Origin of the sequence: Meinhardsimonia xiamenensis, from assembly GCF_900102905.1 — a bacterium.
GTDB classification, from domain to species: Bacteria; Pseudomonadota; Alphaproteobacteria; order Rhodobacterales; family Rhodobacteraceae; genus Meinhardsimonia; species Meinhardsimonia xiamenensis.
Map to the genome: position 1 here is coordinate 192938 of NZ_FNFV01000002.1, position 24415 is coordinate 217352.

Annotated in this window: 23 protein-coding genes, 1 tRNA gene and 1 other RNA gene; 11 read left to right on the forward strand and 14 right to left on the reverse strand. The window is 68.3% G+C overall.

Going from position 1 to position 24415, the window contains the following annotated elements; all coding sequences use genetic code 11:
* Positions 1-3 precede the first annotated feature (3 nt).
* The 3 genes from BLQ14_RS04820 (at position 4) to BLQ14_RS04830 (ending at position 1436) form a co-directional block, all read left to right on the forward strand.
* Positions 4-546, forward strand: coding sequence for a 6,7-dimethyl-8-ribityllumazine synthase (locus BLQ14_RS04820; protein WP_092498816.1), 543 nt, complete (start codon positions 4-6; stop codon positions 544-546).
* Positions 543-1019: a transcription antitermination factor NusB gene (nusB, locus tag BLQ14_RS04825; protein WP_092498818.1), complete on the forward strand. Its 477-nt coding sequence runs from the start codon at positions 543-545 to the stop codon at positions 1017-1019. Before BLQ14_RS04820 ends, nusB begins: the two co-directional genes overlap by 4 nt.
* Positions 1020-1112: 93 nt before the next feature.
* Positions 1113-1436 (forward strand): hypothetical protein, encoded by a 324-nt coding sequence (locus tag BLQ14_RS04830; RefSeq protein WP_092499444.1) that lies wholly within the window; start codon positions 1113-1115, stop codon positions 1434-1436.
* 48 nt (positions 1437-1484) lie between these two features.
* Here the strand turns inward: BLQ14_RS04830 and ssrS are convergent.
* A non-coding RNA gene (ssrS, locus tag BLQ14_RS04835) (6S RNA) lies at positions 1485-1641 on the reverse strand.
* A 118-nt stretch (positions 1642-1759) separates the two neighbouring features.
* Between ssrS and BLQ14_RS04840 the strand changes: the two genes are divergently transcribed.
* Positions 1760-2263: an MmcB family DNA repair protein gene (locus BLQ14_RS04840; protein ID WP_092499446.1), complete on the forward strand. Its 504-nt coding sequence runs from the start codon at positions 1760-1762 to the stop codon at positions 2261-2263.
* On the opposite strand, the gene BLQ14_RS04845 is transcribed toward BLQ14_RS04840, so the two are convergent.
* A complete protein-coding gene (locus BLQ14_RS04845) occupies positions 2247-2459 on the reverse strand; it encodes a DUF6324 family protein (RefSeq protein ID WP_092498820.1) in 213 nt (70 codons plus the stop codon). The genes BLQ14_RS04840 and BLQ14_RS04845 overlap by 17 nt on opposite strands.
* A gap of 120 nt (positions 2460-2579) precedes the next feature.
* Between BLQ14_RS04845 and BLQ14_RS04850 the strand changes: the two genes are divergently transcribed.
* Positions 2580-2656 (forward strand) — tRNA-His (locus BLQ14_RS04850).
* 6 nt (positions 2657-2662) lie between these two features.
* Here BLQ14_RS04850 and BLQ14_RS04855 read toward each other — a convergent pair.
* From BLQ14_RS04855 to BLQ14_RS04870, 4 genes are all read right to left on the reverse strand, one after another.
* Positions 2663-3103 carry a universal stress protein gene (locus BLQ14_RS04855; RefSeq protein WP_176759529.1) on the reverse strand — a complete coding sequence of 147 codons (441 nt, stop codon included), beginning with the start codon at positions 3101-3103 and terminating at the stop codon, positions 2663-2665.
* Positions 3100-5709 carry a TRAP transporter permease gene (locus BLQ14_RS04860; RefSeq protein ID WP_092498822.1) on the reverse strand — a complete coding sequence of 870 codons (2610 nt, stop codon included), beginning with the start codon at positions 5707-5709 and terminating at the stop codon, positions 3100-3102. The genes BLQ14_RS04855 and BLQ14_RS04860 overlap by 4 nt, the downstream gene beginning before the upstream one ends.
* 147 nt (positions 5710-5856) lie before the next feature.
* Positions 5857-6825 carry a TAXI family TRAP transporter solute-binding subunit gene (locus BLQ14_RS04865; protein WP_092498824.1) on the reverse strand — a complete coding sequence of 323 codons (969 nt, stop codon included), beginning with the start codon at positions 6823-6825 and terminating at the stop codon, positions 5857-5859.
* A 58-nt stretch (positions 6826-6883) separates the two neighbouring features.
* Positions 6884-7759 (reverse strand): MurR/RpiR family transcriptional regulator, encoded by an 876-nt coding sequence (locus BLQ14_RS04870; protein ID WP_092498826.1) that lies wholly within the window; start codon positions 7757-7759, stop codon positions 6884-6886.
* Positions 7760-7868: 109 nt separating this feature from the next.
* Here BLQ14_RS04870 and BLQ14_RS04875 point away from each other — a divergent pair, with 109 nt between their 5' ends.
* From BLQ14_RS04875 to BLQ14_RS04890, 4 genes are all read left to right on the forward strand, one after another.
* On the forward strand, positions 7869-9194 hold the full coding sequence (locus tag BLQ14_RS04875) for an aspartate aminotransferase family protein (RefSeq protein ID WP_092498828.1): 1326 nt from the start codon (positions 7869-7871) through the stop codon (positions 9192-9194).
* A 33-nt stretch (positions 9195-9227) separates the two neighbouring features.
* Entirely contained in the window at positions 9228-10835 is a 1608-nt protein-coding gene (locus BLQ14_RS04880) for an FMN-binding glutamate synthase family protein (protein WP_092498830.1), read from the forward strand.
* An 80-nt stretch (positions 10836-10915) separates the two neighbouring features.
* Entirely contained in the window at positions 10916-11971 is a 1056-nt protein-coding gene (locus tag BLQ14_RS04885; protein WP_092498832.1) for an AbrB family transcriptional regulator, read from the forward strand.
* Entirely contained in the window at positions 11968-12744 is a 777-nt protein-coding gene (locus BLQ14_RS04890; RefSeq protein WP_092498834.1) for a sulfite exporter TauE/SafE family protein, read from the forward strand. Before BLQ14_RS04885 ends, BLQ14_RS04890 begins: the two co-directional genes overlap by 4 nt.
* Here the strand turns inward: BLQ14_RS04890 and BLQ14_RS04895 are convergent.
* From BLQ14_RS04895 to BLQ14_RS04930, 8 genes are all read right to left on the reverse strand, one after another.
* Entirely contained in the window at positions 12741-14666 is a 1926-nt protein-coding gene (locus tag BLQ14_RS04895; protein ID WP_092498836.1) for a beta-galactosidase, read from the reverse strand. The two genes, BLQ14_RS04890 and BLQ14_RS04895, sit on opposite strands and share 4 nt — an antisense overlap.
* Before the next feature lie 86 nt (positions 14667-14752).
* Positions 14753-15370, reverse strand: coding sequence for a 2-dehydro-3-deoxy-6-phosphogalactonate aldolase (locus tag BLQ14_RS04900; protein WP_092498838.1), 618 nt, complete (start codon positions 15368-15370; stop codon positions 14753-14755).
* Positions 15367-16293 carry a 2-dehydro-3-deoxygalactonokinase gene (locus BLQ14_RS04905; RefSeq protein WP_092498840.1) on the reverse strand — a complete coding sequence of 309 codons (927 nt, stop codon included), beginning with the start codon at positions 16291-16293 and terminating at the stop codon, positions 15367-15369. The genes BLQ14_RS04900 and BLQ14_RS04905 overlap by 4 nt, the downstream gene beginning before the upstream one ends.
* Positions 16290-17066: an SDR family NAD(P)-dependent oxidoreductase gene (locus tag BLQ14_RS04910; protein WP_092498842.1), complete on the reverse strand. Its 777-nt coding sequence runs from the start codon at positions 17064-17066 to the stop codon at positions 16290-16292. The genes BLQ14_RS04905 and BLQ14_RS04910 overlap by 4 nt, the downstream gene beginning before the upstream one ends.
* On the reverse strand, positions 17059-19170 hold the full coding sequence (locus BLQ14_RS04915; protein ID WP_245656944.1) for an alpha-galactosidase: 2112 nt from the start codon (positions 19168-19170) through the stop codon (positions 17059-17061). Before BLQ14_RS04915 ends, BLQ14_RS04910 begins: the two co-directional genes overlap by 8 nt.
* A complete protein-coding gene (locus BLQ14_RS04920) occupies positions 19170-20018 on the reverse strand; it encodes a carbohydrate ABC transporter permease (protein ID WP_092498846.1) in 849 nt (282 codons plus the stop codon). Before BLQ14_RS04920 ends, BLQ14_RS04915 begins: the two co-directional genes overlap by 1 nt.
* 1 nt (position 20019) lies before the next feature.
* The gene (locus BLQ14_RS04925; protein ID WP_092498848.1) at positions 20020-20934 is read right to left on the reverse strand and encodes a carbohydrate ABC transporter permease; all 915 of its coding nucleotides are present in this window, start codon (positions 20932-20934) and stop codon (positions 20020-20022) included.
* 143 nt (positions 20935-21077) lie between these two features.
* Positions 21078-22316, reverse strand: a complete 1239-nt coding sequence (locus BLQ14_RS04930; protein WP_092498850.1) for an ABC transporter substrate-binding protein — start codon at positions 22314-22316, stop codon at positions 21078-21080.
* A gap of 173 nt (positions 22317-22489) precedes the next feature.
* Between BLQ14_RS04930 and BLQ14_RS04935 the strand changes: the two genes are divergently transcribed.
* A complete protein-coding gene (locus BLQ14_RS04935; RefSeq protein ID WP_092498852.1) occupies positions 22490-23278 on the forward strand; it encodes an IclR family transcriptional regulator in 789 nt (262 codons plus the stop codon).
* 33 nt (positions 23279-23311) lie between these two features.
* Entirely contained in the window at positions 23312-24382 is a 1071-nt protein-coding gene (locus BLQ14_RS04940) for an ABC transporter ATP-binding protein (RefSeq protein ID WP_092498854.1), read from the forward strand.
* Positions 24383-24415: the final 33 nt, after the last annotated feature.

Sequence of the window (24415 nt, forward strand, 5' to 3'; positions counted from 1 at the left end):
GCCATGGCCGGAACCGAAACCCACGACACGCTGCCCCTGCCGCGCTTCGAGATGCCGGTGAAGCTGCTCCTCGTGGTCGCGCCCTATTACCGAGACATTGCCGACAATCTGGTCGCCGGCGCCCGCGCGGTGCTGGAGGAGGCAGGCGCGGCGCATGAACTGATCGAGGTGCCGGGCGCGCTGGAGATCCCGCCCGCGATTGCGCTGGCCGAGCGGCTCTCGAACTACGACGGCTACGTGGCGCTCGGCTGCGTCATCCGCGGTGAGACCACGCATTACGAGACCGTCTGCAACGACAGCTCGCGCGGGCTCATGCTGCTGGGGCTGCAGGGAGCAGCCATCGGCAACGGCATCCTGACGGTGGAGAACCGCGCCCAGGCCGAGGTGCGCGCCGACCCGAACGGCCAGAACAAGGGCGGCGGCGCGGCGGTGGCGGCGCTGCATCTGGTCGCGCTCGCGCGCCGCTGGGGGGGTGAGCGACGCGGTGTCGGCTTCCGCCCGGAAGAGAGCTACCGCATCGCCTCCGAGGAGCCCGGACGCGCATGAGCCACACAAGGCGACCCGACCGGCGGCGCAGGAAATCCGCCGCGCGCCTGCATGCCGTGCAGGCACTCTACCAGATGGAACAGACCGGCCAGACCTGCGACCGGGTTGTTCGGGAGTTTCTCGACTACCGTTTCGGCCGGCCGCTCGAGGAAGGCGGCGAGGAGCTCGCCGAGGCGGATGCCGATCTTTTCGCCGCGCTCGTGGAGGAAGCGGTGAACCAGCAGGCGCGCATCGACCAGATGACCAATCGCGCGCTTGTCGCCAAATGGCCGATCGACCGCATCGACCCGACCTTGCGCGCGCTCTTCCGCGCCGCCGGGGCTGAGCTTGTGCTGGCAAAGACGCCGCCGAAGGTGGTGATCTCCGAATTCGTCGATGTCGCGCGCGCCTTCTTCCCCGAGGGGCGCGAGCCCAAGTTCGTCAACGCCGTGCTCGATCACATGGCGCGCGAGGCGCAGCCCGAGGCCTTCTGAGGCAGGTTTCATCCTGCGGCATTCGGAACCCTTTTCGAGCGGCCCTGGGCTTCCTATCCTTTGTGTTGCAGATGCAGTCAGATGGAGGCAAGGATGCCCAGGCTCGTCGCTCTCTATATCCGTCAGGTGGCGATCGGATTCGCGCTTTCGGCGCTGTTCGTGGCCGGGCTCCTGTGGCTCGACATTGCCGGATTGCGGCATTTGATCTTCTCGATGCGCGAGGGGCCTCTCGCCCTGGCGATGCTGTTCATGGCCAATGGCATCGTGTTTTCGGGCGTTCAGTTCGCCGTGACCATTCTGCGCATGGCAGAGGATGACGATGAGCCGAAAGGCGGGCGCCGCGCCCCCGAGCCCGTGCTTGAGCCGGTGCTCGTGCCTGCGCTGGTGCCCGTCCCGGTGGAGGCCCGGCGCCGCTGAGCGCATCGGCCGCCCGAGGGGCGGGAGTTCCTGGCTGAAGGCGAAAGTGGCGGGACCGCCGCAACCGTTGAGGCAACCAATTCCCGAGAGCCTGCTTGTACAGGTGGGCGCCAGGTAACAAGGCCACGACCTTGTCAGAGCCAGCTCCCTCGGGATCGAGTAAGGCCACCGGAATTTGACCTCGTCACGAGAGGGGCAGAACCCGCCACCGCCCTAGTTAGGTGCATCGCCGCGCCGCGGCAAGCAGTTTCATGCAGATTTCCACCGCCGGCAAGGCCATTCTCTGCCTTGTCATTCGTTCACGAATTGTTCATGCTTTGCGCATGTCGATCACGCCTGCCTCGCCTGTGGATGCACCTGCCCTGCGCCCCGGCCAGCTTCTGGCGCGGGGCGTGTGCCGGCATCTCGTCTCGCACGGTTTTGCCTGCGTGGAGGAGATGGTGCCCGCGCCGGGACTGAGGGTGGATGTCATGGCTCTTGGGCCGAAAGGCGAGCTGTGGGTGGTGGAGTGCAAGTCGAGTCGCGCCGACTTTGCCGCCGACAACAAGTGGCAAGGGTATATGGAGTGGTGCGACCGCTACTTCTGGGCGGTGGATGCGGCGTTTCCCGTGGAGCTTCTGCCGGATGAGACCGGCCTCATCATCGCCGACGCCTATGATGCCGAGATCGTGCGTTTCGGTCCCGAATCGCGGCTTGCCGGGGCGCGCCGCAAGGCGCTCACCTTGAAATTCGCCCGCCACGCCGCGCTGCGCCTGCAGGCCCTGCGCGACCCGCGGCCGAGCTTTCTGTCTTCGGCCGGGGACGAGCAGCTTACGAACGGCCTTTAGCGCCCTTCTTGCTGGCCATCTTGCGCGCCCGCGCCGCGGCGGCGCGCAGCTCTTCGGCGATTTCCTCGGCTTCCTCGGGGTCGAAGTCCATCGGAATCTCGAAGCCCTCGCCCTCGACATAGATGCGCACCATGCCCTCGGTGGTGGGGCCTATCTGGAGATTCGCGGCGATGTCGGATTCGCTGTTGATGCCCATGGCTGCCTTCCTTCTGCCGAGAACGGGCACCTATCGCGCCGCGCGGCGGCGGGCAAGGGGTGCGACATGCGCTCTCGCCCCTTGCAATCGGCCATGGCCGGGGGTATCTGCAGCGCGAGTGCCGCCTTAGCTCAGTTGGTTAGAGCACCAGATTGTGGATCTGGGGGTCCCCCGTTCGAGCCGGGGAGGCGGTACCATCCCCCTCAGCGCACGACATAGACGGAGCAGGCGGCGTGGCGCACGATGCGCGCGGCGTTGCTGCCGAGCAGGAAATCGGCCGCCTTGGGCTTGTGCGAGCCGACCACGATGAGATCGGCCCCCGACACCGCCGCCACCCGCAGAACCTCGCGGTAGACCGAGCCCGCCGCGACCACGCAAGCGACCTCTCTCGCACGCTCCTCGCCCAGAACCCTTGCCACATGGGCGTGCAGGCGATCGCGGGCGATGCCCACGGCCTTCTTCTCGTAATCGGGCGGAAAGAAGCTGGTGACTTCGCCAACACCCATGTCCGGCACCACCGTGAGAACCTCGAGCGCCGCGCCCTCCCACTGGGCCTGGCGCGCGGCGGTCTCGAGCACGGGGTCGTCCTTGCCGTGGGTGGCAATGTCCACGGCACAGAGAATGCGTGTGATCTTGCGGCTCATGCGAGCGCCTCCCCTGGTCTTGCGCGGCGGCTCTGGACGAGGGCAAGCCCTCCGAGCAGCAACAGCGCGGGAATGAAGACGAGCTCCTTCGGCAGTCCCTCGACGGGTTCGAGCGCGACCACGATGCGCACCGGCTCGTCTGCGTAGAAGTCGTAGTTCTTGAAGGTCTCGAAATAGGGCGTGCCGGGGAAGGGTTCGTCGAGCTTCACAAGCCCGTCCTCCACCAGAACGATGAGCCCGACGGCAGACAGCCGGTCCTCGCCCGATGCGCCTTCGGGGATGACCAGCACCACCTGGCTCTCGCGCATCTCGCCGGTGTCGAAGTCGGGGCCGGCGACCTTCAGGCGCAGCTCGGTTCCGGGCGCAAGCCGGCCGACCTCGGTGATGAACTCGGCCGGAGCAATCTCGCGCCAGGGCTCCTGGATCATGTTCATGAAGAAGCCGGGGCGCACGAGCGCGAAGGCGATGAGGATCAGCGCCGCGCTCTCCCACATGCGCGAGCGGGTCAGGAACCAGCCCATCGTGCCGGCGGTGAAGACCAGGATGGCGATGGTGGAGATGACAAAGACGATGACGCCCTGCCACCACGTGACGTCGATCAGCAGAAGGTCGGTGTTGAAGATGAAGACGAAGGGCAGCACCACCGTGCGCAGCGAGTAGAAGAAGGCCGTAAAGCCGGTGCGGATCGCGTCACCCCCCGACACGGCCGCCGCGGCGAAGCTCGCGAGCCCCACGGGCGGTGTCACATCGGCCATGATGCCGAAGTAGAAGACGAAGAGATGCACCGCGATCAGCGGCACGATCAGCCCGTGATTGGCGCCAAGCTCCACCACCACGCCGGCCATCAGCGAGGAGACGACGATGTAGTTGGCCGTCGTCGGCAGCCCCATGCCGAGGACGAGCGACAGGAGCGCCACAAAGAGCAGCATCAGGATCAGGCTGCCGCCCGAGAGGAACTCCACGAGATCGGCCATCACCTGCCCCACGCCGGTGAGCGTCACCGTGCCCACGATCACGCCCGCCGTGGCGGTGGCAAGGCCGATGCCGATCATGTTGCGCGCGCCGTCGATCATGCCCTGCACGAAGTCGCCCAGCCCTTCGCGGAAGGCATTGGCGGTGCGATTCTCGCCCCGGAAGATCGCCTTGAGCGGCTTTTGCGTGAGCAGGATGAAGAACAGGAGGAACGTCGCCCAGAAGGCCGAGAGGCCCGGCGACTTCTGCTCGATCATCAGGAAGTAGACGAGCACGACGATGGGCAGGAGGAAGTAGAGCCCGGTCTTGTAGATGCGCCCCACGTCGGGCAGCTCCACCTGCTCGGCGTTGGGGTCGTCGGGCTCGAGATCGGGCTCCTGCGCGGCAAGCCAGAGAAGCGCGAGATAGGCAAGGCCGGTCAGCACCGCGAGGAGCCACCCCGCCCCCTCGGGCACCAGCGCCACGATCCAGCGCACCGGATACTGCACGCCGTAGCACAGAAGCGCAAAACCCGCGAAGAAAAGCGCCATGCCCCCGATGGTGCGGCCGAGGTTGACGACCTTGTCGCCGATGGTGGGCATGTTGTTCTGCACCGCCTCGAGATGGACGATGTAGACCAGCGCAATGTAGCTGATCACCGCCGGCAGGAAGGCATGCTTGATCACCTCGACGTAGGAGATGCCGACATATTCCACCATCAGGAAGGCGGCCGCGCCCATGACGGGTGGCATGATCTGGCCGTTGACCGAGGAGGCCACCTCGACCGCGCCGGCCTTTTCGGGCGTGAAGCCCACCCGCTTCATCAGCGGGATGGTGAAGGTGCCGGTGGTCACCACATTGGCGATCGAGGAGCCGGAGATGAGCCCCGTGGCGGCCGAGCCGACGACCGCGGCCTTCGCAGGGCCCCCGCGCAGCGCGCCGAGCGCGCCGAAGGCCATCTTGATGAAGTAGTTGCCCGCGCCCGCCTTCTCGAGCAGCGCGCCGAAGAGCACGAAGAGGAAGACAAACTTGGTGGAGACGCCAAGCGCGATGCCGAACACACCCTCGGAGGTGATCCACATGTGGCTCATCGCCTTCTGCAGGCTCGCCCCCTTCCAGCGGATGACTTCGGGCACCCAGCTCGACGAGCCGAAGAAGACATAGAGCAGAAAGATCGTCGCGATGATCGCCATGGCCGGGCCGAGGGCGCGCCGCGCGGCCTCGAAGAGCAGGATAAGCCCGACGAGCGCCACCCACTTGTCGGTGTTGTCGGCAAGTCCGCCGGCATTCACGATCTTCTCGTAGAAGATGTAGCCGTAGAGCGCGATGAAGGCGCCCGCGATGGCCATGATCCAGTCCTGGATGGGGATGTAGTGGCGCGGGCTGGACTTCGCCGCCGGATAGGCGAGAAAGGCCAAGAAGATGGCGAAGGCCAGATGGATCTGGCGGGAGTTGTTGATGATGTCGCCGGGCAGCAGCAGGTTCGAGACCGGCGAGGCGAGAAGCACCTGAAAGGCCGACCAGACGAAAGCCACCGTGGCCATGAACAGCGCGACCGCGCCGCCGGGGTTGCGACCGCCCGCGTCAGTGGCCGCGACAAGCTCCTGCAGCTCGCTTTCAGAAAGCGGCCGGCCTCTTTCGCCTGTCTCTGTCATCGCTCTCGCTCCATCCCTGTCTTCGGCGCCGAGCCGGAGCCTCATCGGCGCATCGCCCGGCGCGGCGTTTCTTGGTCTCGTGCCCCTGCGCGGGCTGTGCCGCGGCCGGCTTTCCGGCCGCGGCGAGGTCGTCACCGACTGGACAGATCACTCCATCCAGCCACGCTCCTTGTAATATTTCACGGCGCCGGGATGCAGCGGTGCCGAAAGGCTCGCCGAAATCATTTCCTTCGGGTCGAGATTGGCGAAGGCCGGGTGCAGGTTCTTGAAGTCATCGAAATTGTCGAAGACCGACTTCACCAGCCAGTAGACGGCGTCTTCGCTGACATCGGCGCTGGTCACGACCGTCGCGCGCACGCCGAAGGTCTTCACCGGGTCCGGGTTGCCCCGGTACATGCCGCCCGGAATCACCGCATGGGAGTAGAAGGGGTTCTCGGCGACCAGCTTGTCGACGGCCGGGCCGCTCACCTCCACGATGACCGCGTCACATGAGGTGGTGGCCTCCTGAATCGAGCCGGAGGGATGGCCGACGGTGTAGACCATGGCGTCGATCTGGTTGTCGCACAGCGCGGCCGACTGCTCGGCGGCCTTGAGCTCGGTCGCGAGCGCGAAGTCGTCGATGGTCCAGCCCATCGCCTCCATCAGCACTTCCATCGTGCCGCGCTGACCGGAACCGGGGTTGCCGATGTTCACGCGTTTGCCCTTCAGATCATTGAAATGCTTGATGCCGGCATCGGCGCGCGCCACCACGGTAAAGGGTTCGGGATGTACCGAGAACACCGCGCGCAGCTTCTCGAAGGGGCCCTGATCGGCGAATTTCGAGGTGCCGTGGTAGGCGTGATACTGCCAGTCGGATTGGGCCACGCCGAACTCGAGCTCGCCGGCGCGGATCGTGTTGATGTTGTAGATCGAGCCGCCCGTGGACTCGACCGAGCAGCGGATGCCCGATTCCTTGCGGTTCTTGTTCATCAGCCGGCAGATCGCGCCGCCGGTGGGGTAGTACACGCCGGTCACCCCGCCGGTGCCGATGGTGACGAACTCCTCGGCCGTGACCGCGGGCGCCGCCACGAGCGCTGCCGCGATGGCGGCGCCGGCCAGCTTGAGTTTCATGAACATTGCAATCTCTCCCTCTCTTGCAGATGTCGTATGGTTCTTCCTGTTGTTTGGCCGGGGTTCAACCCGGCCAGAATTCGCCGAGGCCGCGATTGCGTTGCTCGACCTGGCGAATGCGTTCGCTCGGATCGGCCTCCGAGCGGGCCACCAGCATGGCGATGATGGTCTCGATCAGCACCACGGTGGCCGCATATGACGAAAAGAACTGCGGGCTCTCGGTGGGCACCAGAAAATGCACGTTTGCGTGCGGAATGGCCGGGCACGCATGGCTGTCGGTAATCAGGATCACCTGCGCCCCGTCGCTGCGTGCCATCTCGCAGGCGACGACGGCGCGTCGGGCGTAGGGTGTCTTGGTGACGACGAGAAGCGCGTCCTCGGCGCCAAGGTCGGCCAGTGCCGCGCCAAGCGAGGCGCCCATGCGGCCCGCGAGCGTCCAGTTCGGGGCGATGTAATTGGCCAGATAGGCCATGTACTCAACCACCCCCGTCGAGGAAAAGGCGCCGAACAGCACGACATTCCGGGCCGCGTGCAGCAAGTCCACCGCCTGGGTGAGGCGCCTGCGGTCGGTATTGTGCTCGAGCTCGGCAATGTTGCGAATGCAGGCGGCCGCCTGCCGCTCCAGCATCGACACCGGCCCGCCCCCGGCCCGCGCCTCGGCGCGCAGAAGTCCTGCGCGCTCGGAGAAGGAAAGTGCGCGGTTGCCCACCGCACGGCGCGACAGCTCGCGCATCTCCTCGTAGCTGGAAAACCCGAGCGCGCGCGCCAGCCGCGAGAATGTTGCCGGGGATACGCCGCTTGCTGCCGAGAGCGAGCGCAAGGAGCGTGTGGCCACGTCAAGCGGGTGTTCGGCCACGTAGTCGGCCGCCACCTTCAGCCTGTCGCTGAGTTCGGCGTACTGGCTCGCGATCTTGTCGCGGATGGTGTCGTGTTCCGCCACGCCTTTCCTCCCGATCCGGGCAATTGTTCAGACGTTTTAATTCTTGTCAACAAGCGAAACATATGTTTCACAAGTTGCGTGCTGCCGCCTGCGCCGAGGATCGCGCTCGATGTCCCACATCTTTCCCCGTCACACCAAGGCCCTGCCACCCGTCGCCGTCGCAGGCGAGGGCTGCTATCTGATCGACGCCGAGGGCAGGCGCTATTTCGACGGCTCGGGCGGTGCGGCCGTTTCCTGTCTCGGCCATGGCGACACGGATGTGATCGCCGCGATCAAGGCGCAGGTCGAGCGGCTCGCCTTCGCGCACACGGGCTTCTTCACTTCGGAACCGGCGGAGGCGCTGGCCGACAAGCTGATCGCCCATGCGCCGGGCGATCTCGACCGGGTCTATCTCGTCTCCGGCGGGTCGGAGGCCATGGAGGCGGCGCTCAAGCTTGCGCGCCAGTATTTCCTCGAGATCGGCGAGCCTCAGCGGCGCCACTTCATCGCCCGCCGCCAGAGCTATCACGGCAACACCTTGGGCGCGCTCGCCACCGGCGGCAACGAATGGCGCCGTGCCCAGTTTGCGCCGATGCTCATCGATGTCGCCCATGTCTCGCCTTGTTACCCCTACCGGGGCAAGGAGCCGGGCGAGAGCGATGCGGCCTATGCCGACCGACTCGCGGCCGAGCTCGAGGCGGAGATCGAGCGGCTCGGCCCCGAGACGGTGATCGCCTTCGTCGCCGAGCCGGTGGTGGGGGCGACGGCAGGGGCGGTGGTGCCGGTGCCGGGCTATTTCCGGCGCATCCGCGAAATCTGCAACCGGCACGGGATTCTCCTCATCCTCGACGAGGTGATGTGCGGGATGGGGCGGACGGGCACGCTGTTTGCCTGCGAGCAGGAAGGGGTCACGCCCGACATCACCGCCGTCGCCAAGGGGCTTGGCGGCGGCTATCAGCCGATCGGGGCGATGCTGTGCACCCGCGCCATCTACGAGGCGATCGCGGCGGGCTCGGGCTTCTTCCAGCACGGCCACACCTACATGGGCCACCCGGTTGCCGCGGCGGCCGGGCTTGCCGTGCTCACCAAGCTCACCGATGGCGGGCTCGTGGCGCGCGCGGCGGAGATGGGCGCGCGCTTCGGGGCCGCGCTCGAGGAGGCGTTCGGAGAACACCCGCATGTGGGCGAGGTGCGCGGCCGCGGGCTCTTCCGGGCCCTTGAGCTTGTCGCCGACCGCGAGACGAAAGCGCCCTTCGAGCCGGGCCTTGGCCTTGCCGCCCGGATCAAGCGGGAGGCCTTCGCGCGTGGGCTGATTTGTTATCCCATGTCGGGCACGATCGACGGGCGGCGGGGGGATCATGTGCTTCTCGCTCCCCCCTTCATCATCACCGAGGAGCAGATCGGCGAGGTCATCGGCAAACTCGCGGACGCGCTGGAGGCAAGCCTTCCGCATTAGATCCGGCGCCATACAGAGAGGAGAACAGAGCGCATGTCGCGTTTCAGCGTGCTGATTGGTGCCATCATTCTCGCGCTGCTCTCGGCGGCCGGACTATCGGTTTCGCCGTGGTTTTTCCTGCCGCTGGGGCTTTTCGGGAGCCTCGCGCTGCTTGGCATTCACGATCTCGTCCAGACGCGGCACTCGATCCTGCGCAATTATCCCATTCTCGGGCACATGCGCTTTCTGTTCGAGGGCATCCGGCCCGAGATTCGCCAGTATCTTATCGAGAGCGATCAGGACGAGGAGCCGTTTTCGCGCGAGGAACGCTCGCTCGTCTACCAGCGCGCCAAGGGTGTGGAGGACAAGCGCCCCTTCGGCACCCGCGCGCGCGTCTACGATTCGGGCTACGAGTGGCTGACCCATTCGGTGGCGCCGATCACCATCGAGGACACCGACTTTCGCGTCACCGTCGGCGGGCCGGACTGCAAGCAGCCCTACAGCCTGTCGCTCTACAACATTTCGGCGATGAGCTTCGGCGCGCTGTCGGCCAACGCCATTCTCGCCCTGTCGAAGGGCGCCAGGCGCGGCGGATTTGCCCATGACACTGGCGAGGGGGGCATCAGCCGCTACCACCGCGAGGGCGGAGCGGACCTGATATGGGAGATCGGCTCGGGATATTTCGGCTGCCGCACGGCGCAGGGGCGCTTCGATCCGGCGCGCTTTGCCGATCAGGCGGCCGACGATCAGGTGAAGATGATCGAGCTGAAGCTGAGCCAGGGCGCCAAGCCCGGCCACGGCGGCATGCTGCCGGCGGCCAAGATCACGCCGGAGATCGCCGAGGCGCGCGGCATTCCCATGGGGGTGGATTGCGTCTCGCCCGCCGCGCACCCGGAGTTCTCCACGCCCGTAGGGCTGATGGAGTTCATCGCCCGCCTGCGCGAGCTTTCGGGCGGCAAGCCGGTGGGCTTCAAGCTCTGCATCGGGCACAGGCGCGAGTTCATGTGCATCGTCAAGGCAATGCTGAAGACGGGCATCACGCCTGACTTCATCGTGGTCGACGGCAAGGAGGGTGGCACGGGTGCGGCGCCGGTGGAGTTTGCCGACCGCATGGGCATGCCGCTGACCGAGGGGCTGACCTTCGCCCACAACACCCTGCGCGGCGCGGGGCTTCGCGACAGGATCAGCCTCGGCGCCTCGGGCAAGCTCATCACCGCCTTCGAGATCGCTCGCGCGCTGGCCATCGGCGCCGACTGGGCCAATTCCGCCCGCGGCTTCATGTTCGCAATCGGCTGCATCCAGGCGCAGGCCTGCCACACCAATCGCTGCCCGGTGGGCGTGACCACCCAGGACCCGACGCGGGTGCGCGCGCTTGTCGTTCCCGACAAGGCGGAACGCGTGTATCGCTTCCACCGCAACACCATGCGCGCGCTGGGCGAGCTCAGCGGTGCCGCGGGCCTGCCGCACCCGCGGCATTTTCAGCCCCACCATCTGCTCATGCGCGAGAATGACCGTGACATGGTCACCGGGCAGGAGGCCTATCCCTACCTTCCGGAAGGTTTTCTCCTGCGCGAGGAAGATGTGGGCTTCGGCTATCTCGAACGCTGGTGGCGCGCGCGGGCCGAGAGCTTCGCGCCACCCGAGGCGCGTTACGGCACCTGAACGGCGGCTCGCGGACGCGGGCTGGAAGCTCCGCGCATTCCATTGTATGCAGGCGTATGCAATTCCGACTCGGGGTTCCGATGGCGAAGCCTGCATCTCCCCTTCCGCCCTGGCGACGGCGTGCCGAGACGGCGGTGGCCGCCGCAGCCGGCGTGGCCGTGTTTCTCGCCTTCGGGCTGCCGTTGCCGTTTCTCTTCGGCCCGCTCTTTGCCTGCCTCGTCGCCGCGCTCGCGCGCCGACCGCTGATGGGCTTCGGGCCGGTGGGCGTGGCGGCGCGCACCATCCTTGGCGTGGCGGTGGGCGCCTCGATCACGCCCGAGGTCGTCTCGCGCCTGCCGCAGATGGCCGCCTCGGTGGCCTTCGTTCCGCTTTACATCGCCGCCATCGGGCTCGTCGGCCTGCCCTTCTTTCACCGCGTCTGCGGCTTCGACCGGGTGACGGCATGGTATGCGGCGATGCCGGGGGGGCTGCAGGACATGGTGATCTTCGGGACCGAGGCGGGGGGCGACGTGCGCGCGCTCTCGCTCATCCACGCCACGCGCGTGCTCGTGATCGTGACGGTGGCGCCGGCCATCCTGACCTGGGGATTCGGCGCGACGCTGGCCAATCCGGTGGGTGCGCCGGCGGCAAGCCTGCCGGTGCACGAGATGGGGCTGATGGCGCTGGCCGCGCTCATCGGCTGGAAGGGCGGCGAGCGCATCGGGCTCTTTGGCGCCTCGATCCTCGGGCCGATGATCGTGACCGCCGCGCTGAGCCTCACGGGGCTCATTCACGCCCGCCCGCCGGCCGAGGCGATCCTGTTCGCGCAATACATGATCGGGGTGGCCATCGGTGTGGGCTATGTGGGCGTGACCATGGGCGAGATCCGCCGGGTGGTGCTGGCGGGCATGGCCTTTGTCGTCATTCTCGCCGCGCTCGCGGCGGCGGTGACCGAGGCGGTTGTGGCGCTGGGGCTTGCGCGCCCCGTCGAGGGGTTTCTGGCCTTCGCGCCCGGCGGGCAGGCGGAGATGACCGTGCTTGCCATCGTCTCGGGGGCTGATCTGGGCTTTGTCATCGTCCATCACCTCACGCGCATCTCGCTTGTCATCATCGGTGCGCCGCTCGCGGCCCGGCTGATCCTCGGGCGGGTAAGGTGAGCGGCTCGCTTGTCGCCTGGCTTTCCGGGGGGCTCGAGGCGCCGGTGGCGCTGGCGCTGCTCGCCACGAGCTTTGCCGGCTCCTTCATCACCGTGGCGCTCGGTATCGGCGGCGGTGCGCTCCTGCTTGCGGTGATGGCCAACCTGATGCCGCCGGCCGCGCTCATTCCCGTGCATGGCGTGGTGCAGCTTGGCTCGAACGCGTTGCGCGCGGGAGTGCTCTGGCGCCACGTGCATTGGCCGCCCTTCGCCGCCTTCGCGCTGGGCACGCTTGCGGGCGTGGCGCTGGGCGGGGCGGTGGTGGTGCGCCTGCCGGGGCCGGTGGTGCAGGCGGGCGTCGGGGCGTTCGTGATCTGGTCGGTGCTGGCGCGCCCGCCCGCCTGGCTTGCGCGCTTCCCGGCCGTCACCGGCCTCGTCTCGGCTTTCCTCACCATGTTCTTTGGCGCCACCGGCGTGTTTGTGGCGAATTTCACCAAGTCGCTGAGACTGCCCCGCCAGGCGCATGTGGCCACGCATGCGGTGCTGATGACGCTTCAGCACGGGCTGAAGATCGCCGCCTTCGGGCTACTGGGCTTTGCCTACGGGCCGTGGGCGGGCTTCATCCTCGCGATGATCGCGGCGGGGTTTCTGGGCACGCTCGCGGGGCGGCACGTGCTCCTTCGCATCTCCGACCGCGGCTTCAGGCGGGCGCTCGATGTGGTGCTGATCCTCGTCTCGCTGCGGCTCATCTGGAACGCGCTGGCCGCGTGGCTCTGGCCCGAGGTGCGCCTCTAGGAGGCGTCCTCGATGAGCACGCCCGCCGGCGGCAGGGTGCGCCCCGCAAAGGCGACCGGGGAGGCGTCGTAGTTGAACCAGAAGCGCCGCCCACCGGCGAGGCGGCAGCGCAGGCCATCGGGCAGCTCCAGCGTCTCGAGTCCGGCCTCGGCGCAGATGCCTCGCACGAGCCGGCGCGCCGCCGCAGCATCGGGCCAGCCGGCAAGGTAGCGCCAGTTGCCCTGCGCCACCAGCGCCGGGGCGCCGTTGGCGAGGCGCTCGAGCACCCGCGCCTCCGGGCCTGTCTCCAGCTCCTCGATGTAGCGCCCCATGGTCCCGCCGCCGACGAGCGCCACCCCCGGCGAGGGGCGGGGGCTGTCGACCCGGGCCACGGTGACATCGAGGCCGGGCAGGGCTGGCGGCAGGGGCAGCGGGATCGCGCCTTCGGCGGTTTTCGCTCCGGTGCGCGGGCCCGCGAGCACCAGCGCATCGGCGCGGGCGAGCGCATGGCCGAGGTCGTCGGGCACATGCATGAGCCCCGGCGCGGCGATAAGGCGGTACGCCGAGAAGTCGCGCGCGCTTGCCGGCAGGATGTCGATGGAAAGCCCCAGCGCGCGCAGCGCGCGGTAGACCGTGAAGACGAGCCCGAAATAGCTGTTGCCCGCGCCATGGGGCTGGATCGTCCATGCCCAGTCGGCGTCATAGTCGAAGATCAGCGCAACCGGCGCCCGCGCCGTCTCGATGGCGCCGGTCTCGGCAAGCTCGCGGGCGACCTCGCGCGCCTCGGCAAGCCCCGGCGCCTCGGCCCCGTCGGGGCGCAGGAGGCCTGCGTGCATCTGCTCCTGCGCGAAGGGAAGCTGCCGCCAGCGGAAATAGGAGACGACCTCGGCGCCATGGGCGATGGCCTCCCATGTCCAGAGCCGCACCATGCCGGGGAGCGGCGCGGGGTTGAAGGGCGCCCAGTTCACCGGCCCCGGCTGCTGCTCCATCACCCACATCCGCCCGCGCCCCACGGCGCGGTAGAGGTCGTGGTGGAAGGCCTGGAAGTCAGGGTCACCCTGACGGGCGAAGCGCATCCTGTGGGCGGCATCGGCTTCCACCCGGTCCTCGAGGAAGCCGAGCGGGTAGGAGTCCCACGTGGCGATGTCGAGATCGGCGCCGAGGGCGAAATGGTCGAAATCGGTGATCCGGCCCATGTAGTTGTGCAGGATCGGGGCGGCCGAGTGCTCCCGGATCGCCTCGACCTGCGCGCGGTTGAAGCGCACCACCTGATCTGAGGAGAAGCGGCGGAAGGCGAGGCTGTGAGCGGGGTTCGGCTCGGTCACGGTGAGGTTCGGCAGCTCGATCTCGTCGAAGCTGGCATAGTCCATCGACCAGAAGACGTTGCCCCAGGCTTCGTTGAGGGCGTCGATGGTGCCGTAGCGCGCCTCGCACCAGCGGCGGAAGGCGCGGCTGGCCGCGGGCGAGTAGGAGAGCGTGGTGTCGTGGCAGCCGTATTCGTTGTCGGTCTGCCAGGCGGCGACATGGGGGTTTGCCCCGTAGCGCTCGGCGAGAAGGCGGGTGATGCGCACCGCCTCGGCGCGGTAGCCCTCGTGGCTGAAGCAGTAGTGCCGGCGCGAGCCGAAGCGCCGCGGGCGGCCTGCGGCATCGAGCGCCAGCATGTCGGGGTGGCGGTCGATCATCCAGCGTGGCGGCGTGGCGGTGGGCGTGCCGAGCACCACCCTGAGGCCGGCCGCGCCGAGCGTGGCGATCGCCTCGTCAAGCCAGTCGAAGTGCAGCTCGCCCGGCCGCGGCTCGAGCCGCGCCCAGGCAAACTCGCCGATGCGCACCCAGGAGAGCCCCGCGGCGGCCATGGCGCGGGCATCCTCGGCCCAGCGCGCGCGGGGCCAGTGTTCGGGGTAGTAGCAGCATCCGAGTTCGGGACGGAGGGCGCGGGTGGTCATGGGGCGCTTGTCCTTCGGCGAGGTGCGTGTGGCGGCGGCGGAAATGGGTATTTTCACCAGGATGATGGGGGCGGGCGCGCCCGGTCTCAGGCGCTGTGCACGCCTTCGGTGGCGTCCCATGCGGCGACGAGGGCGCGGGCGCGGGCGGCCACCTCGGAGGGCGTCAGGCCCGGGCGGTAGAGGCTCGAGCCGATGCCGAAGCCCGTGGCCCCGGCCGCGCGCCAGGCGGCGAAGTCGGTGGATGCGATGCCGCCCACTGCCCAGCACTCGGTGGACGGCGGCAGCACGGCGCGGATCGCCCTGAGCCCCTCGGTGCCGATCAGGAAGGCCGGGAAGAGCTTGAGCCCCGTCGCGCCGTGGCGGAGCGCGGTGAAGCACTCCGAGGGGGTCATGGCGCCGGGATAGCATGCGAGCCCCGCGGCGCGGGCGGCCTCGATGACGGCGGGGTTGGTGTCGGGCGAGACGATGAGCCTGCCGCCTGCCTCGGCCACGCGGGCGACGTCTTCGGCGGTGAGCACGGTGCCCGCCCCGATGAAAGCGCGCGCGCCGAAGGCGCGAGCGAGGCGGGCGATGCTCTCGAAGGGCTCGGGCGAGTTCAGCGGCACCTCGATGCGGTCGATGCCCGCCTCGATCAGCGCGGCGCCGATGGCTTCGGCCTCGGCCGGGGTCAGGCCGCGCAGGATGGCGATGATGTTGCGGCTCATGTGGCGTTCTCCGTCAGCGACTGGCGGGCGCGGGTGAGGCCCGCAAGCGTCATCTCCTCGTCGTCGAAGCGTTCGGCCTCAACGCCCTGGGCGGCGAGGGCTTCGGCGTAGACGCGCGAGAGCTTCGCCGCGCCGATGATCGCCACGCGCTGGCCGAGCCACCAGGGCCGCGTGGCGGCAAGCTCGGCGCCGATCAGAAGGCCCGAGAGGCAGCCGCGGGCGGCCGCGGGCGAAAGACCCGCCGTGAGCGCCTCGGCGCGGATGGTGAAGAGCCGGGTGGCGAGCCGCTCGGGCCGCGCGATGGTCTCGGCCATGGCCTCGGCAAAGGCGGTGTCGTCCCAGCCCTCGGCGTCGAGCGCATGACGCAGAACCGACTTCGTCGAGAGCAGCGCGTAGAGCTCGCCCGTCATCGCCGTGGTGAAGCTGACGATCTCGCCGGCTGAGATCTGCACCCACTTGGTGTGGGTGCCAGGCAGGCAGGCGATGCCGTCAAAGCCGGGCAGGCGCGCGAGAAGGCCCGCGATCTGGGTCTCCTCGCCGCGCATCACGTCGGCATGGGGCCGGGTCTGGCGCACGCCGGGAAGGATGTACACGGCAAGGCGCGCATCGCGGGCCGGCGCGCGGGTGGCCTCGGCGATTCCCGGCGGCGGGCAGGGGGCGAGCGCATAGGGCGCCTCGGCCCAGCCCTGCCGCGAGCCGGCCATGCCGCAGACGATCACCGGTGTCGCGCGCCCCGGCGCGAGGCGGTGGCCGATCAGGCGCAGAAGCTCCGCCTCGTAGTCATCGCGCCCGATCCGGCCCATGCCGGCGTCGGAGCGCGCGCGCTCGAGCACCGCGCCCGTCGGCCCCATCGCCCAGAGCCGCAGGTGGCTCGTGCCCCAGTCGGCGGCGATCCAGTCGGCGAAGGGGTGCGGCGCGCTCATGCGGTCATCACCACGCCGCCATCGGCGACGACGAGCTGCGCGGTCATCGCCGCCGACGCCTCGGAGGCGAGAAACAGCGTCGGCCCGACGACATCGGCCGGTTCGAGCTCGCGCTTGAGGCACTGCCGGTCGATATGGGCGGCGAGCGCCTCGGGTGTGACCCACATCTGGCGCTGCTTCTCGGTCAGGATCCAGCCGGGCGCGAGCGCGTTGACGCGGATGTTGTCCGGCCCGAATTCGCGGGCGAGCGCCCGGGTGAGCCCGGTGATGCCGGCGTTCGCCGTGGCATAGACCGGGTAGCCGGACTGGCCCATCATGTAGCTGATCGAGGAGAAGTTGACGATCGCCCCGCCGCCCTGCGCCTTCATGCCGGGGATGACCGCCTGGGCGGTGAAGAAATAGGCCTTGAGGTTGATCGCCATCGACCAGTCCCAGAAGGCCTCGTCCACCTCCAGCGTGGCATGACGCTGGTCGTTGGCGGCGTTGTTGACGAGGATGCGCGCGGGGCCGTGCGCCTTTTCGGCCTCGGCGACGGCGGCGCGCAGGGCGGGAATGTCGGTGATGTCGCAGGGGATGAAGAGCGGGCGGTTGCCGTGCTTCTTCTCCATCGCGTCGCAGAAGGCGGAAGCGTCGGAGCGCTGGACGAAGGCCACCCGCGCGCCCTGCGCGAGAAAGCCCTCGGTCAGCGCCGCGCCGATGCCCGAGCCGCCGCCGGTGATGAAGACGGCGGCGCCTTCGAGATCGGGGTAGCGGGGGAGCGCGTGGTCAGGCATCGGCTGTCACTCCTTGGCCGGGGTCGAGGCGGACGCCTTCGATCACCCAGAGGGTTTCGGGAAAGCTCCAGGGCAGGTTGAGGCCATGGTGCATCAATGCCGCCCCGGAAAGCTCAAGGGGAGCGTGCTTGAGCACAATCGGCGCGCGGGAAAGCGCGGGCGCATCCTCGCGGTTGCGCAGGCTGACGCGGTAGCGCGCGGCCGGATCGAGCCCGGTCAGGCGCAAGGGGCGCGGAGCGATCTGGGCGGAGGCGGCGGCGCGCCCGGCGAAGACGACGAAGCGGGAGCCGTCGCGGGCGAGCTGCTCTTCGGCGATCACCGCGGGGTCGGCGTGGTCGAGGCGCAGGATGTCGGCGGTCATCAGCCAGGCGCGGTTGGCCTTCCACCATGCGGTCACCTCGGAGAGGGTGGCCGCTTCCTCCCCGGTCAGCTCGCGCGGGTCCATCTCGAAGCCCATGTGCCGCTGGGCCGCGACCCAGGCGCGAAAGCGGATGTCGAGCACCCGCCCCGAGGTGTGGCAGCGGCGCGGGCCGACATGGGAGCCCGTGACAGCCGCGGGCAAAAAGAGCGTCGCCTCGTGCTGGATGCGCAGCCGCTCGAGCGCGTCGTTGGAGTCCGACAGCCACACCCTGTGCGTGCGCGAAAGGATCCCGGCGTCGATCCGCCCGCCGCCCGAGGCGCAGCTTTCGATCTCGAGCGCGGGGAAGGCGGCGCGCAGCCGGTCGATGAGCGCGTAGGTGCCGCGCGTCTGGGCGGCATCGGCGACAGGCAGCAGCCGGTTGTGATCCCACTTGACGTAGTCGATGGGGTGGGCCGACAGGATTGCCGCCATCGCCTCGAAGAGGTGGTCGCGCACCTCCGCGCGGCTCATGTCGAGCACATATTGTCCGCGGCCGGGAAGCTGGGCGGCGGGCCCGAGAATCCAGTCGGGATGCGCGCGGGCAAGATCGCTGTCGCGGTTGACCATCTCGGGCTCGAACCACAGCCCGAAGCTCATGCCGAGCCCGTGCACATGCTCGATGAGCGGGCCGAGGCCTTCGGGGTACTTGCGCGCATCCACCCGCCAGTCGCCGAGGCTTGAAGTGTCGTCGTCGCGCCGCCCGAACCAGCCGTCATCTAGCACGAAACGCTCCGCGCCGAGTTGGGCCGCGCGGGTGGCGATCTCCTTCAGCTCGTCAAGGCGGTGGTCGAAATAGACCGCCTCCCAGCAGTTGTAATGGACGGGTCGCGGGCGGCTCGGGTCAGGCCAGGGCACGAGCCGATCGCGGATCAGCCGCTGGAAGGCCACGGCGCAGCCGTTGAGGCCGGTGTCGGAGAAGACGGCATAAAGCGGTGCGGTCTCGAAGCGTGTGCCGGCCGCGCGCTCGGAGCCTGCTGCATGGCCGAACTGGATCTGGCGGCGGCCGTCGGGCAGCTCCTCGGCCACCATGCGGTGCCCGCCCGACCAGCCGTAATGAAAGGCCCACGCGCGGCCCTGGGTGTTGGTCGCGCCGGCCCCGGGGAAGATCGCGCCGGGGAAATGCTCGTGCCCGCTGCGCCCGGTGCGTGCCTCGCGCAGGCGGATGCCGGGCGCCCAGGGCGTGGTGACGGGCTGGAACTCGCCGCACCAGCGCCCCGCGAAGTCGATGATCTCGCGCCCCTCCTCTGGGCCGGGGAGCACGGGGGCGGCGAGCCACTCGACGCGTACCGGCGCCTTCGCCTCGAGGATCGTTTGCGCGCGCAGCACGCCCGGGTCGCCCCCGAGCGCGAGCCGCACCCGAAGGGTGAGGCCGAGCGCGGAGTCGGCGAAGGTGAGCGCCAGTGTGCCGGGCCCTTCCACCGCGCCCGCGAACGCGAAGGCAGGCTCGAGGGGCGCACCTCTGCCGTCGCGCAGCACGAGCCCCGGCTGGCCCGGAAAGCCGCGCGCCGCTTCGGGGCAGAGCGTGAGCACCGGCTCGGCATCGAGCATCCCACCGGTGATGTCGCGGCCGTGCGCCTCGGTCAGGGTGTCGAGCGCCTCGCCGTCGGGCAGGCGCGGGCCCCAGTAGATGCAGGCCGCGACGCCCTCGCCCTGTTTTGCGATCACCAGCGTCTGGCGCGCGTCGTCAAGCCGCCAGGCGCGCATCACTTCACGGCTCCGAGCGTGAGGCCGGCGATGAAGTGCCGTTGCATGAGGAAGAACATCAGCACCGGCGGCAACGCGGCGACGATGGAGCCCGCCGAGACCAGATGCCAGGCCGCCACCCACTGGCCGTTGAGCGAGTAGAGCCCGGCGGTGATCGGCTGGCTGTCGGCGCCCTGGGTCAGGACCAGTGCCCAGAAATAGTCGTTCCAGATGAAGGTGAAGATGAGCACCGCGAGCGCGGCGATGGCAGGGCGCATGAGCGGCAGCACCACATACCAGAAGATGCGGAACTCGCTCACCCCTTCTACGCGCGCCGCCTCGATCAGCTCGAAGGGCATCGCGCGGATGAAGTTGCGCATGAACAGCGTGCAGAAACCGGTCTGAAAGGCGATGTGGAAGAGCGCCAGCCCCGTGACCGAGTTGTAGAGCCCCATCTGAAGGGTCAGGTCGCGCACCGGCACCATCAGGATCTGGAAAGGCACGAAGTTGCCGGCCACGAACATGAAGAAGACGAGCAGGTTGGCGCGGAAGCGGTAGACCGCAAGCGCAAAGCCCGTCATGCAGGAGAGCGCCACCGCGCCGATCACCGTGGGAATGGTCACGCGGAAGGAGTTCCAGATGTACTTGCCGATCGGCGTGTTCTCGAAGATCGCGGTGTAGTTCTCCCACAGGTGAAAGTCGGTCGGCCAGCCCCAGTAGTTGCCGGCGGTGATGTCGCCGGCCGAACGCACCGAGGTCAGCGCCACCGCGATCAGCGGCAGGAGCCACAGCACGAGCGCCACGGGCAGGGCGGCCTTGTAGGCGATGCGCGCGGGCGCGGGGGCGGACTGGATGGGTTTGGGAAACATCTCAGCGCCCCCTCTCGTCGCGGTACATCTTCCACAGGAAGGCGGAGATGTAGACCATCATGATCGCAAACAGCACCACCGCGATGGCCGCGCCATAGCCCATGCGGAAGCCGTATTCTGAGAAGGCCTGCTCGTACATGTAGAAGGCCAGCACACGGGTCGAGCCCCAGGGCCCGCCATCGGTCATGATCGAGATGAGGTCGAAGCTGCGCAGCGCGCCGATGATCGTCACCACCATGGCGATGAAGGTGGCGGGCCTGAGCTGCGGCAGCACCACATACCACAGCATCCGCCAGCCCTTGGCGCCATCGAGCCGCGCGGCTTCGATCTGCTCGGGATCCACCGCGTTGAGCCCGGTGAGATAGAGGATCATGCAATAGGCCGTCTGCGGCCAGAGGCCGGCGGCGATGATGCCGTAGGTGGCATAGCGCTCGTCAGCCAGCACCGGGATCGGCTCGAGGCCGAAGCCCTGCAGGATGATGTTCAGAAGCCCGTAGGAGGGGTCGTAGAACCACGAAAAGACAAGGCCCACCACCACCTGGCTGATGACGAAGGGAAAGAAGAACAGCGACTTGTAAAGGCGGATGCCGGTCACGTTCTGGTTGAGAAAGAGCGCCACGAACAGGCCGGCCGGGATCGCCAGCAGATAGAGCACGAGCCAGATGACGTTGTTCTTAAGCGAGGTGTAGAAGGCCTCGTCATCGAAGAGCTCGCGGTAGTTGTCGAGGCCGATATACGTCTTCTCGCCGAGCCCGTCCCAGTCATAGAGGCTCAGGCTCATCGACTGGAAGATCGGAATGATGACATAGACGAGGAACATCGCGATCCCCGGCGCGAGAAACAGCCAGGGGGCAAAGCGCTGCTGATTGCGCCGCCACCAGCCGCGGGACGGGGTGGATGGGGAAATGTCGGTCATGGCCTCGTTCTCCGCCGCGCGTTGCGCCCCGGCCTTCCGGGCCGCAGGGCCGAAGGAATGCCCGCCCCGGCGCGGTGGCCGGGAAGGGCTTCGGTCAGGGGCCGGCGGGCGCTGTCCAGGCCCGCCGGCGATGGGTCGTCAGGTCACTTGTAGACCCGCTGGCGCACCTTCTCGAGCCGCTCGAGGATGGCGTCGAGACGCTCGGGCTTGACCATGAACTCCTGGAAGCCTTCCATGCCGGCCTTGGCCATTTCGGCCGGCGCGTCGCGGTCGAAGAACTGGGCGATGCCGCCCGTCGTGTTCGACAGCATCTCGTAGCCCTCGCGCAGGAACTTGTCGTCGGCGATCTCGGCGCCCTTGGCGATGGGCAGCTGGCCGAGCGTGGCGTTGATCTTGGTCTGCACGTCAGGCCGCGCGAGGAAGGCGAGGAAGAGCTTGGCCTCCTCCACGTTCTTGGCGTTGGCGGCCAGATGCACCGTGTCGGTCGGCGCTTCTTCGGCCAGCGGGATCGACGGGTCGATCACCGGGAACTGGAAGAAGTCGAGCTGATCGTCAGTCAGCCCTGCCTCGCGCAGCGGCGCCACGGCGAAGTTGCCCATCACATACATCGCCGCCTCGCCCTGCACCATCGGCGCCAGAGCCTCCTGCCACGACCAGGAGGGGTGGTTGTCGATGAAGCAGTCGTGGTCGAGCATCTTCTTCCAGTTGGCGAAGACCGCGCGCACGCGGTCATCCGTCCACGGGATCTCGCCCTGGGTCAGCGCCATGTGGAAGTCGTAGCCGTTGGTGCGCAGGTCGAGGTAGTCGAAGACGCCCGCGGCCGTCCACAGATACTTGGTGCCGATGGTGATGGGCGTGATGCCGTTGGCGTTGAGCGTGTCGCAGGCGGCCAGAAGCTCGTCGAAGGTCTTGGGCTCCTCGATACCGAGCTTGTTGAAGATGTCCAGCCGGTAATAAACGCCCCACTGGTAGTAGGTGTAGGGGATGCCCCACTTCTTTCCGTCGATGGTCATCGAGGCGGCGGCCGGCGCCAGCGTCTCGTGAAGGTTGTGCTCGTCCCACACGTCATCGATCGGGGCGAAGAGGCCGGCCTTGACGTAGGGCAGCATGCGGTTGCCGGCATACCAGTTGGCCAGATCGGGCGAATCCGCGGTCAGGAAGTTGCGGATCGAGGTCTTGTAACCCTCATGGTCGAAGAGGTTCCAGGTGACCTTGATGTCGGGATACTCGGCCTCGAAATCGGCGATCAGCTGCTCGAAGGCCTTCTTCGGCGCCGGGTCCGAGGTGTCGGTGTTGATGACAAGCTCGCGCGCCGTCGCGCCCGACGCGAGGAGCGTCGAGGCGGCGAGGGCCGCGACAAGGGTCTTGGTGCGCAGGAACATGGTGTCCTCCCTTTGGTGTTCCAATCCAGTTGAGGGACCGGGCCCACCCCTCTGGGTCCGGTGAGTTCCATATAATGAAACTCGTTTTCAACTATTGAAAACAGTGCGGCGGGGCGCTAGCCTTGTCAACAGTTTTCGTCGCGGCGCGTGCCGTGATGCGGGAGGAGCGGCGCATGGCGAAGCCGGAGAGAAGCGACGGCACGGTTGGCAAGGCACTGGAAATCCTCGACGCGGTGGCGTCGAAGGGGCGGCCGGTGCGCTTTTCCGAACTGCTCGCCGAAAGCCCTCTGCCGAAGGCCACGCTCTATCGTCTGCTGCAGACGCTGACGAATCAGGGCCTGCTCGCCTATGACGCGGAGCTGCACACCTATACCCTCGGTCTGCGGCTCGTGCGCCTTGCCCATCAGGCATGGAAACAGAGCTCGCTCGCGCCGATCGCGCGCCCCCACATCGACCGCCTGGCCGCCAGGACCGGCGAGACGATCCATCTGGCGCAGATGGATCAGGGCCAGGTGCTCTACGTCGACAAGCGCAACGCCGCCCAGCCGATCGAGATGTTCGCGCAGGCAGGCAAGGTGGGGCCGGGCTACTGCACCGGCATCGGCAAGGCGATCATGGCCTTTCTGGAGCCGGCCGCGCGCGAGGCCGCGATCGCCCGGCAGGCCTTCCTGCGCCATACGCCCAATACCATCACCGACCCGCAGACGCTGGCCGCCGAGCTCGAGCGCATCCGCGCCGAGGGCGTGGCCTTCGACCGGGAGGAGCACGAGCCGGGCATCATCTGCATCGCAAGTCCCATCCTTTCGGGCGGCGCGCCGGGCGGGCGGGTGATCGGCGGCGTGTCGATCACCACCTCCACCGCGCGGCGCAGTCTCGAGGAGCTTGCCGCGCTCCGCCCCGATCTCGAGGAAACCGCGCGCGCCATCGGTGCCGATGCCGCGCACTGGCAGTTTCCCGCGTGACATGAACCCGCCGCACAGCCAGAGGAACAGCCCATGTCCGGTGTGACACTTCAGAAGGTGGTCAAGCGTTTCGGCGAGACGCAGGTGATCCACGGCATTGATCTGGAAATCGCCGACGGCGAGTTCTGCGTCTTCGTCGGGCCGTCGGGTTGCGGCAAGTCGACCCTGCTGCGCATGGTGGCGGGGCTCGAGGAGACGACCGAAGGGACCATCACCATCGGCGGGCGCGATGTCACCCGCGCCGATCCGGCCGACCGGGGCGTCGCGATGGTGTTCCAGACCTATGCGCTCTACCCGCACATGACGGTGGAGGAGAACATGGGCTTCGGGCTGAAGATGAACCGCGTGCCCAAGTCCGAGATCGCCGAGAAGGTCAGGCGCGCGGCCGGGATCCTGCGGCTTGAGCCCTATCTCAAGCGCAAGCCCGCCGCGCTTTCGGGCGGCCAGCGCCAGCGGGTGGCGATCGGACGGGCGATCGTGCGGGGCCCGGAGGTGTTTCTCTTTGACGAGCCGCTCTCGAACCTCGACGCCGAGCTGCGCGTCGAGATGCGGGTGGAGATCGCGCATCTGCACAAGGAGATCGGCGCGACGATGATCTACGTCACCCACGATCAGGTCGAGGCGATGACGCTGGCCGACAAGATCGTCGTGCTGCGCGCCGGCCGCATCGAGCAGGTGGGCGCGCCGATGGAGCTTTACCGCGATCCCGACAACCAGTTCGTCGCGGGCTTCATCGGCTCGCCGTCGATGAACTTCCTTGCCGCCGAGTCGGTCGGGCAGGGGCGGGTGCGGGTGCCCGCGCTGGGCGGCGCGGAGCTGGAACTCGGGCTTGCCAGCCTGCCGCCCGCGGGCGGCAAGGTCACGCTGGGGCTGCGCCCGCAGGTGCTGAGCGTCACGCCCGAGGAGGGCCAGCCGCTCAGGATCGACATTCGCGAGCGGCTGGGCGGCGTGGCCTATGACCACATCACCACCCCCACCGGCGAGCGGCTGGTTGTGGAGACGCGCTCGGACGAGGCGATTCCCTCCGGCGCGCCGGTGCGGCTTGCGATCACGCCGGGTGCGGCCATGGCCTTCGACGCCGAGACGGGCGCGCGGCTGCGCTGAGGCCGCGCTTCGGGGGTTGCTCCCGCCGCGCGG

What these genes read in the sequence shown, in the direction of transcription:
- BLQ14_RS04830 (WP_092499444.1), top strand. Translation starts at nt 1,113, where the DNA reads ATGCCCAGGCTCGTCGCTCTCTATATCCGTCAGGTGGCGATCGGATTC.
- BLQ14_RS04925 (WP_092498848.1), bottom strand. Translation starts at nt 20,934, where the DNA reads ATGACCGACATTTCCCCATCCACCCCGTCCCGCGGCTGGTGGCGGCGC.
- BLQ14_RS04845 (WP_092498820.1), bottom strand. Translation starts at nt 2,459, where the DNA reads ATGGGCATCAACAGCGAATCCGACATCGCCGCGAATCTCCAGATAGGC.
- BLQ14_RS04885 (WP_092498832.1), top strand. Translation starts at nt 10,916, where the DNA reads ATGGCGAAGCCTGCATCTCCCCTTCCGCCCTGGCGACGGCGTGCCGAG.
- BLQ14_RS04930 (WP_092498850.1), bottom strand. Translation starts at nt 22,316, where the DNA reads ATGTTCCTGCGCACCAAGACCCTTGTCGCGGCCCTCGCCGCCTCGACG.
- BLQ14_RS04855 (WP_176759529.1), bottom strand. Translation starts at nt 3,103, where the DNA reads ATGAGCCGCAAGATCACACGCATTCTCTGTGCCGTGGACATTGCCACC.
- BLQ14_RS04915 (WP_245656944.1), bottom strand. Translation starts at nt 19,170, where the DNA reads ATGCGCGCCTGGCGGCTTGACGACGCGCGCCAGACGCTGGTGATCGCA.
- BLQ14_RS04940 (WP_092498854.1), top strand. Translation starts at nt 23,312, where the DNA reads ATGTCCGGTGTGACACTTCAGAAGGTGGTCAAGCGTTTCGGCGAGACG.
- nusB (WP_092498818.1), top strand. Translation starts at nt 543, where the DNA reads ATGAGCCACACAAGGCGACCCGACCGGCGGCGCAGGAAATCCGCCGCG.
- BLQ14_RS04875 (WP_092498828.1), top strand. Translation starts at nt 7,869, where the DNA reads ATGTCCCACATCTTTCCCCGTCACACCAAGGCCCTGCCACCCGTCGCC.
- BLQ14_RS04820 (WP_092498816.1), top strand. Translation starts at nt 4, where the DNA reads ATGGCCGGAACCGAAACCCACGACACGCTGCCCCTGCCGCGCTTCGAG.
- BLQ14_RS04920 (WP_092498846.1), bottom strand. Translation starts at nt 20,018, where the DNA reads ATGTTTCCCAAACCCATCCAGTCCGCCCCCGCGCCCGCGCGCATCGCC.
- BLQ14_RS04840 (WP_092499446.1), top strand. Translation starts at nt 1,760, where the DNA reads ATGTCGATCACGCCTGCCTCGCCTGTGGATGCACCTGCCCTGCGCCCC.
- BLQ14_RS04880 (WP_092498830.1), top strand. Translation starts at nt 9,228, where the DNA reads ATGTCGCGTTTCAGCGTGCTGATTGGTGCCATCATTCTCGCGCTGCTC.
- BLQ14_RS04900 (WP_092498838.1), bottom strand. Translation starts at nt 15,370, where the DNA reads ATGAGCCGCAACATCATCGCCATCCTGCGCGGCCTGACCCCGGCCGAG.
- BLQ14_RS04935 (WP_092498852.1), top strand. Translation starts at nt 22,490, where the DNA reads ATGGCGAAGCCGGAGAGAAGCGACGGCACGGTTGGCAAGGCACTGGAA.
- BLQ14_RS04895 (WP_092498836.1), bottom strand. Translation starts at nt 14,666, where the DNA reads ATGACCACCCGCGCCCTCCGTCCCGAACTCGGATGCTGCTACTACCCC.
- BLQ14_RS04865 (WP_092498824.1), bottom strand. Translation starts at nt 6,825, where the DNA reads ATGTTCATGAAACTCAAGCTGGCCGGCGCCGCCATCGCGGCAGCGCTC.
- BLQ14_RS04910 (WP_092498842.1), bottom strand. Translation starts at nt 17,066, where the DNA reads ATGCCTGACCACGCGCTCCCCCGCTACCCCGATCTCGAAGGCGCCGCC.
- BLQ14_RS04860 (WP_092498822.1), bottom strand. Translation starts at nt 5,709, where the DNA reads ATGACAGAGACAGGCGAAAGAGGCCGGCCGCTTTCTGAAAGCGAGCTG.
- BLQ14_RS04905 (WP_092498840.1), bottom strand. Translation starts at nt 16,293, where the DNA reads ATGAGCGCGCCGCACCCCTTCGCCGACTGGATCGCCGCCGACTGGGGC.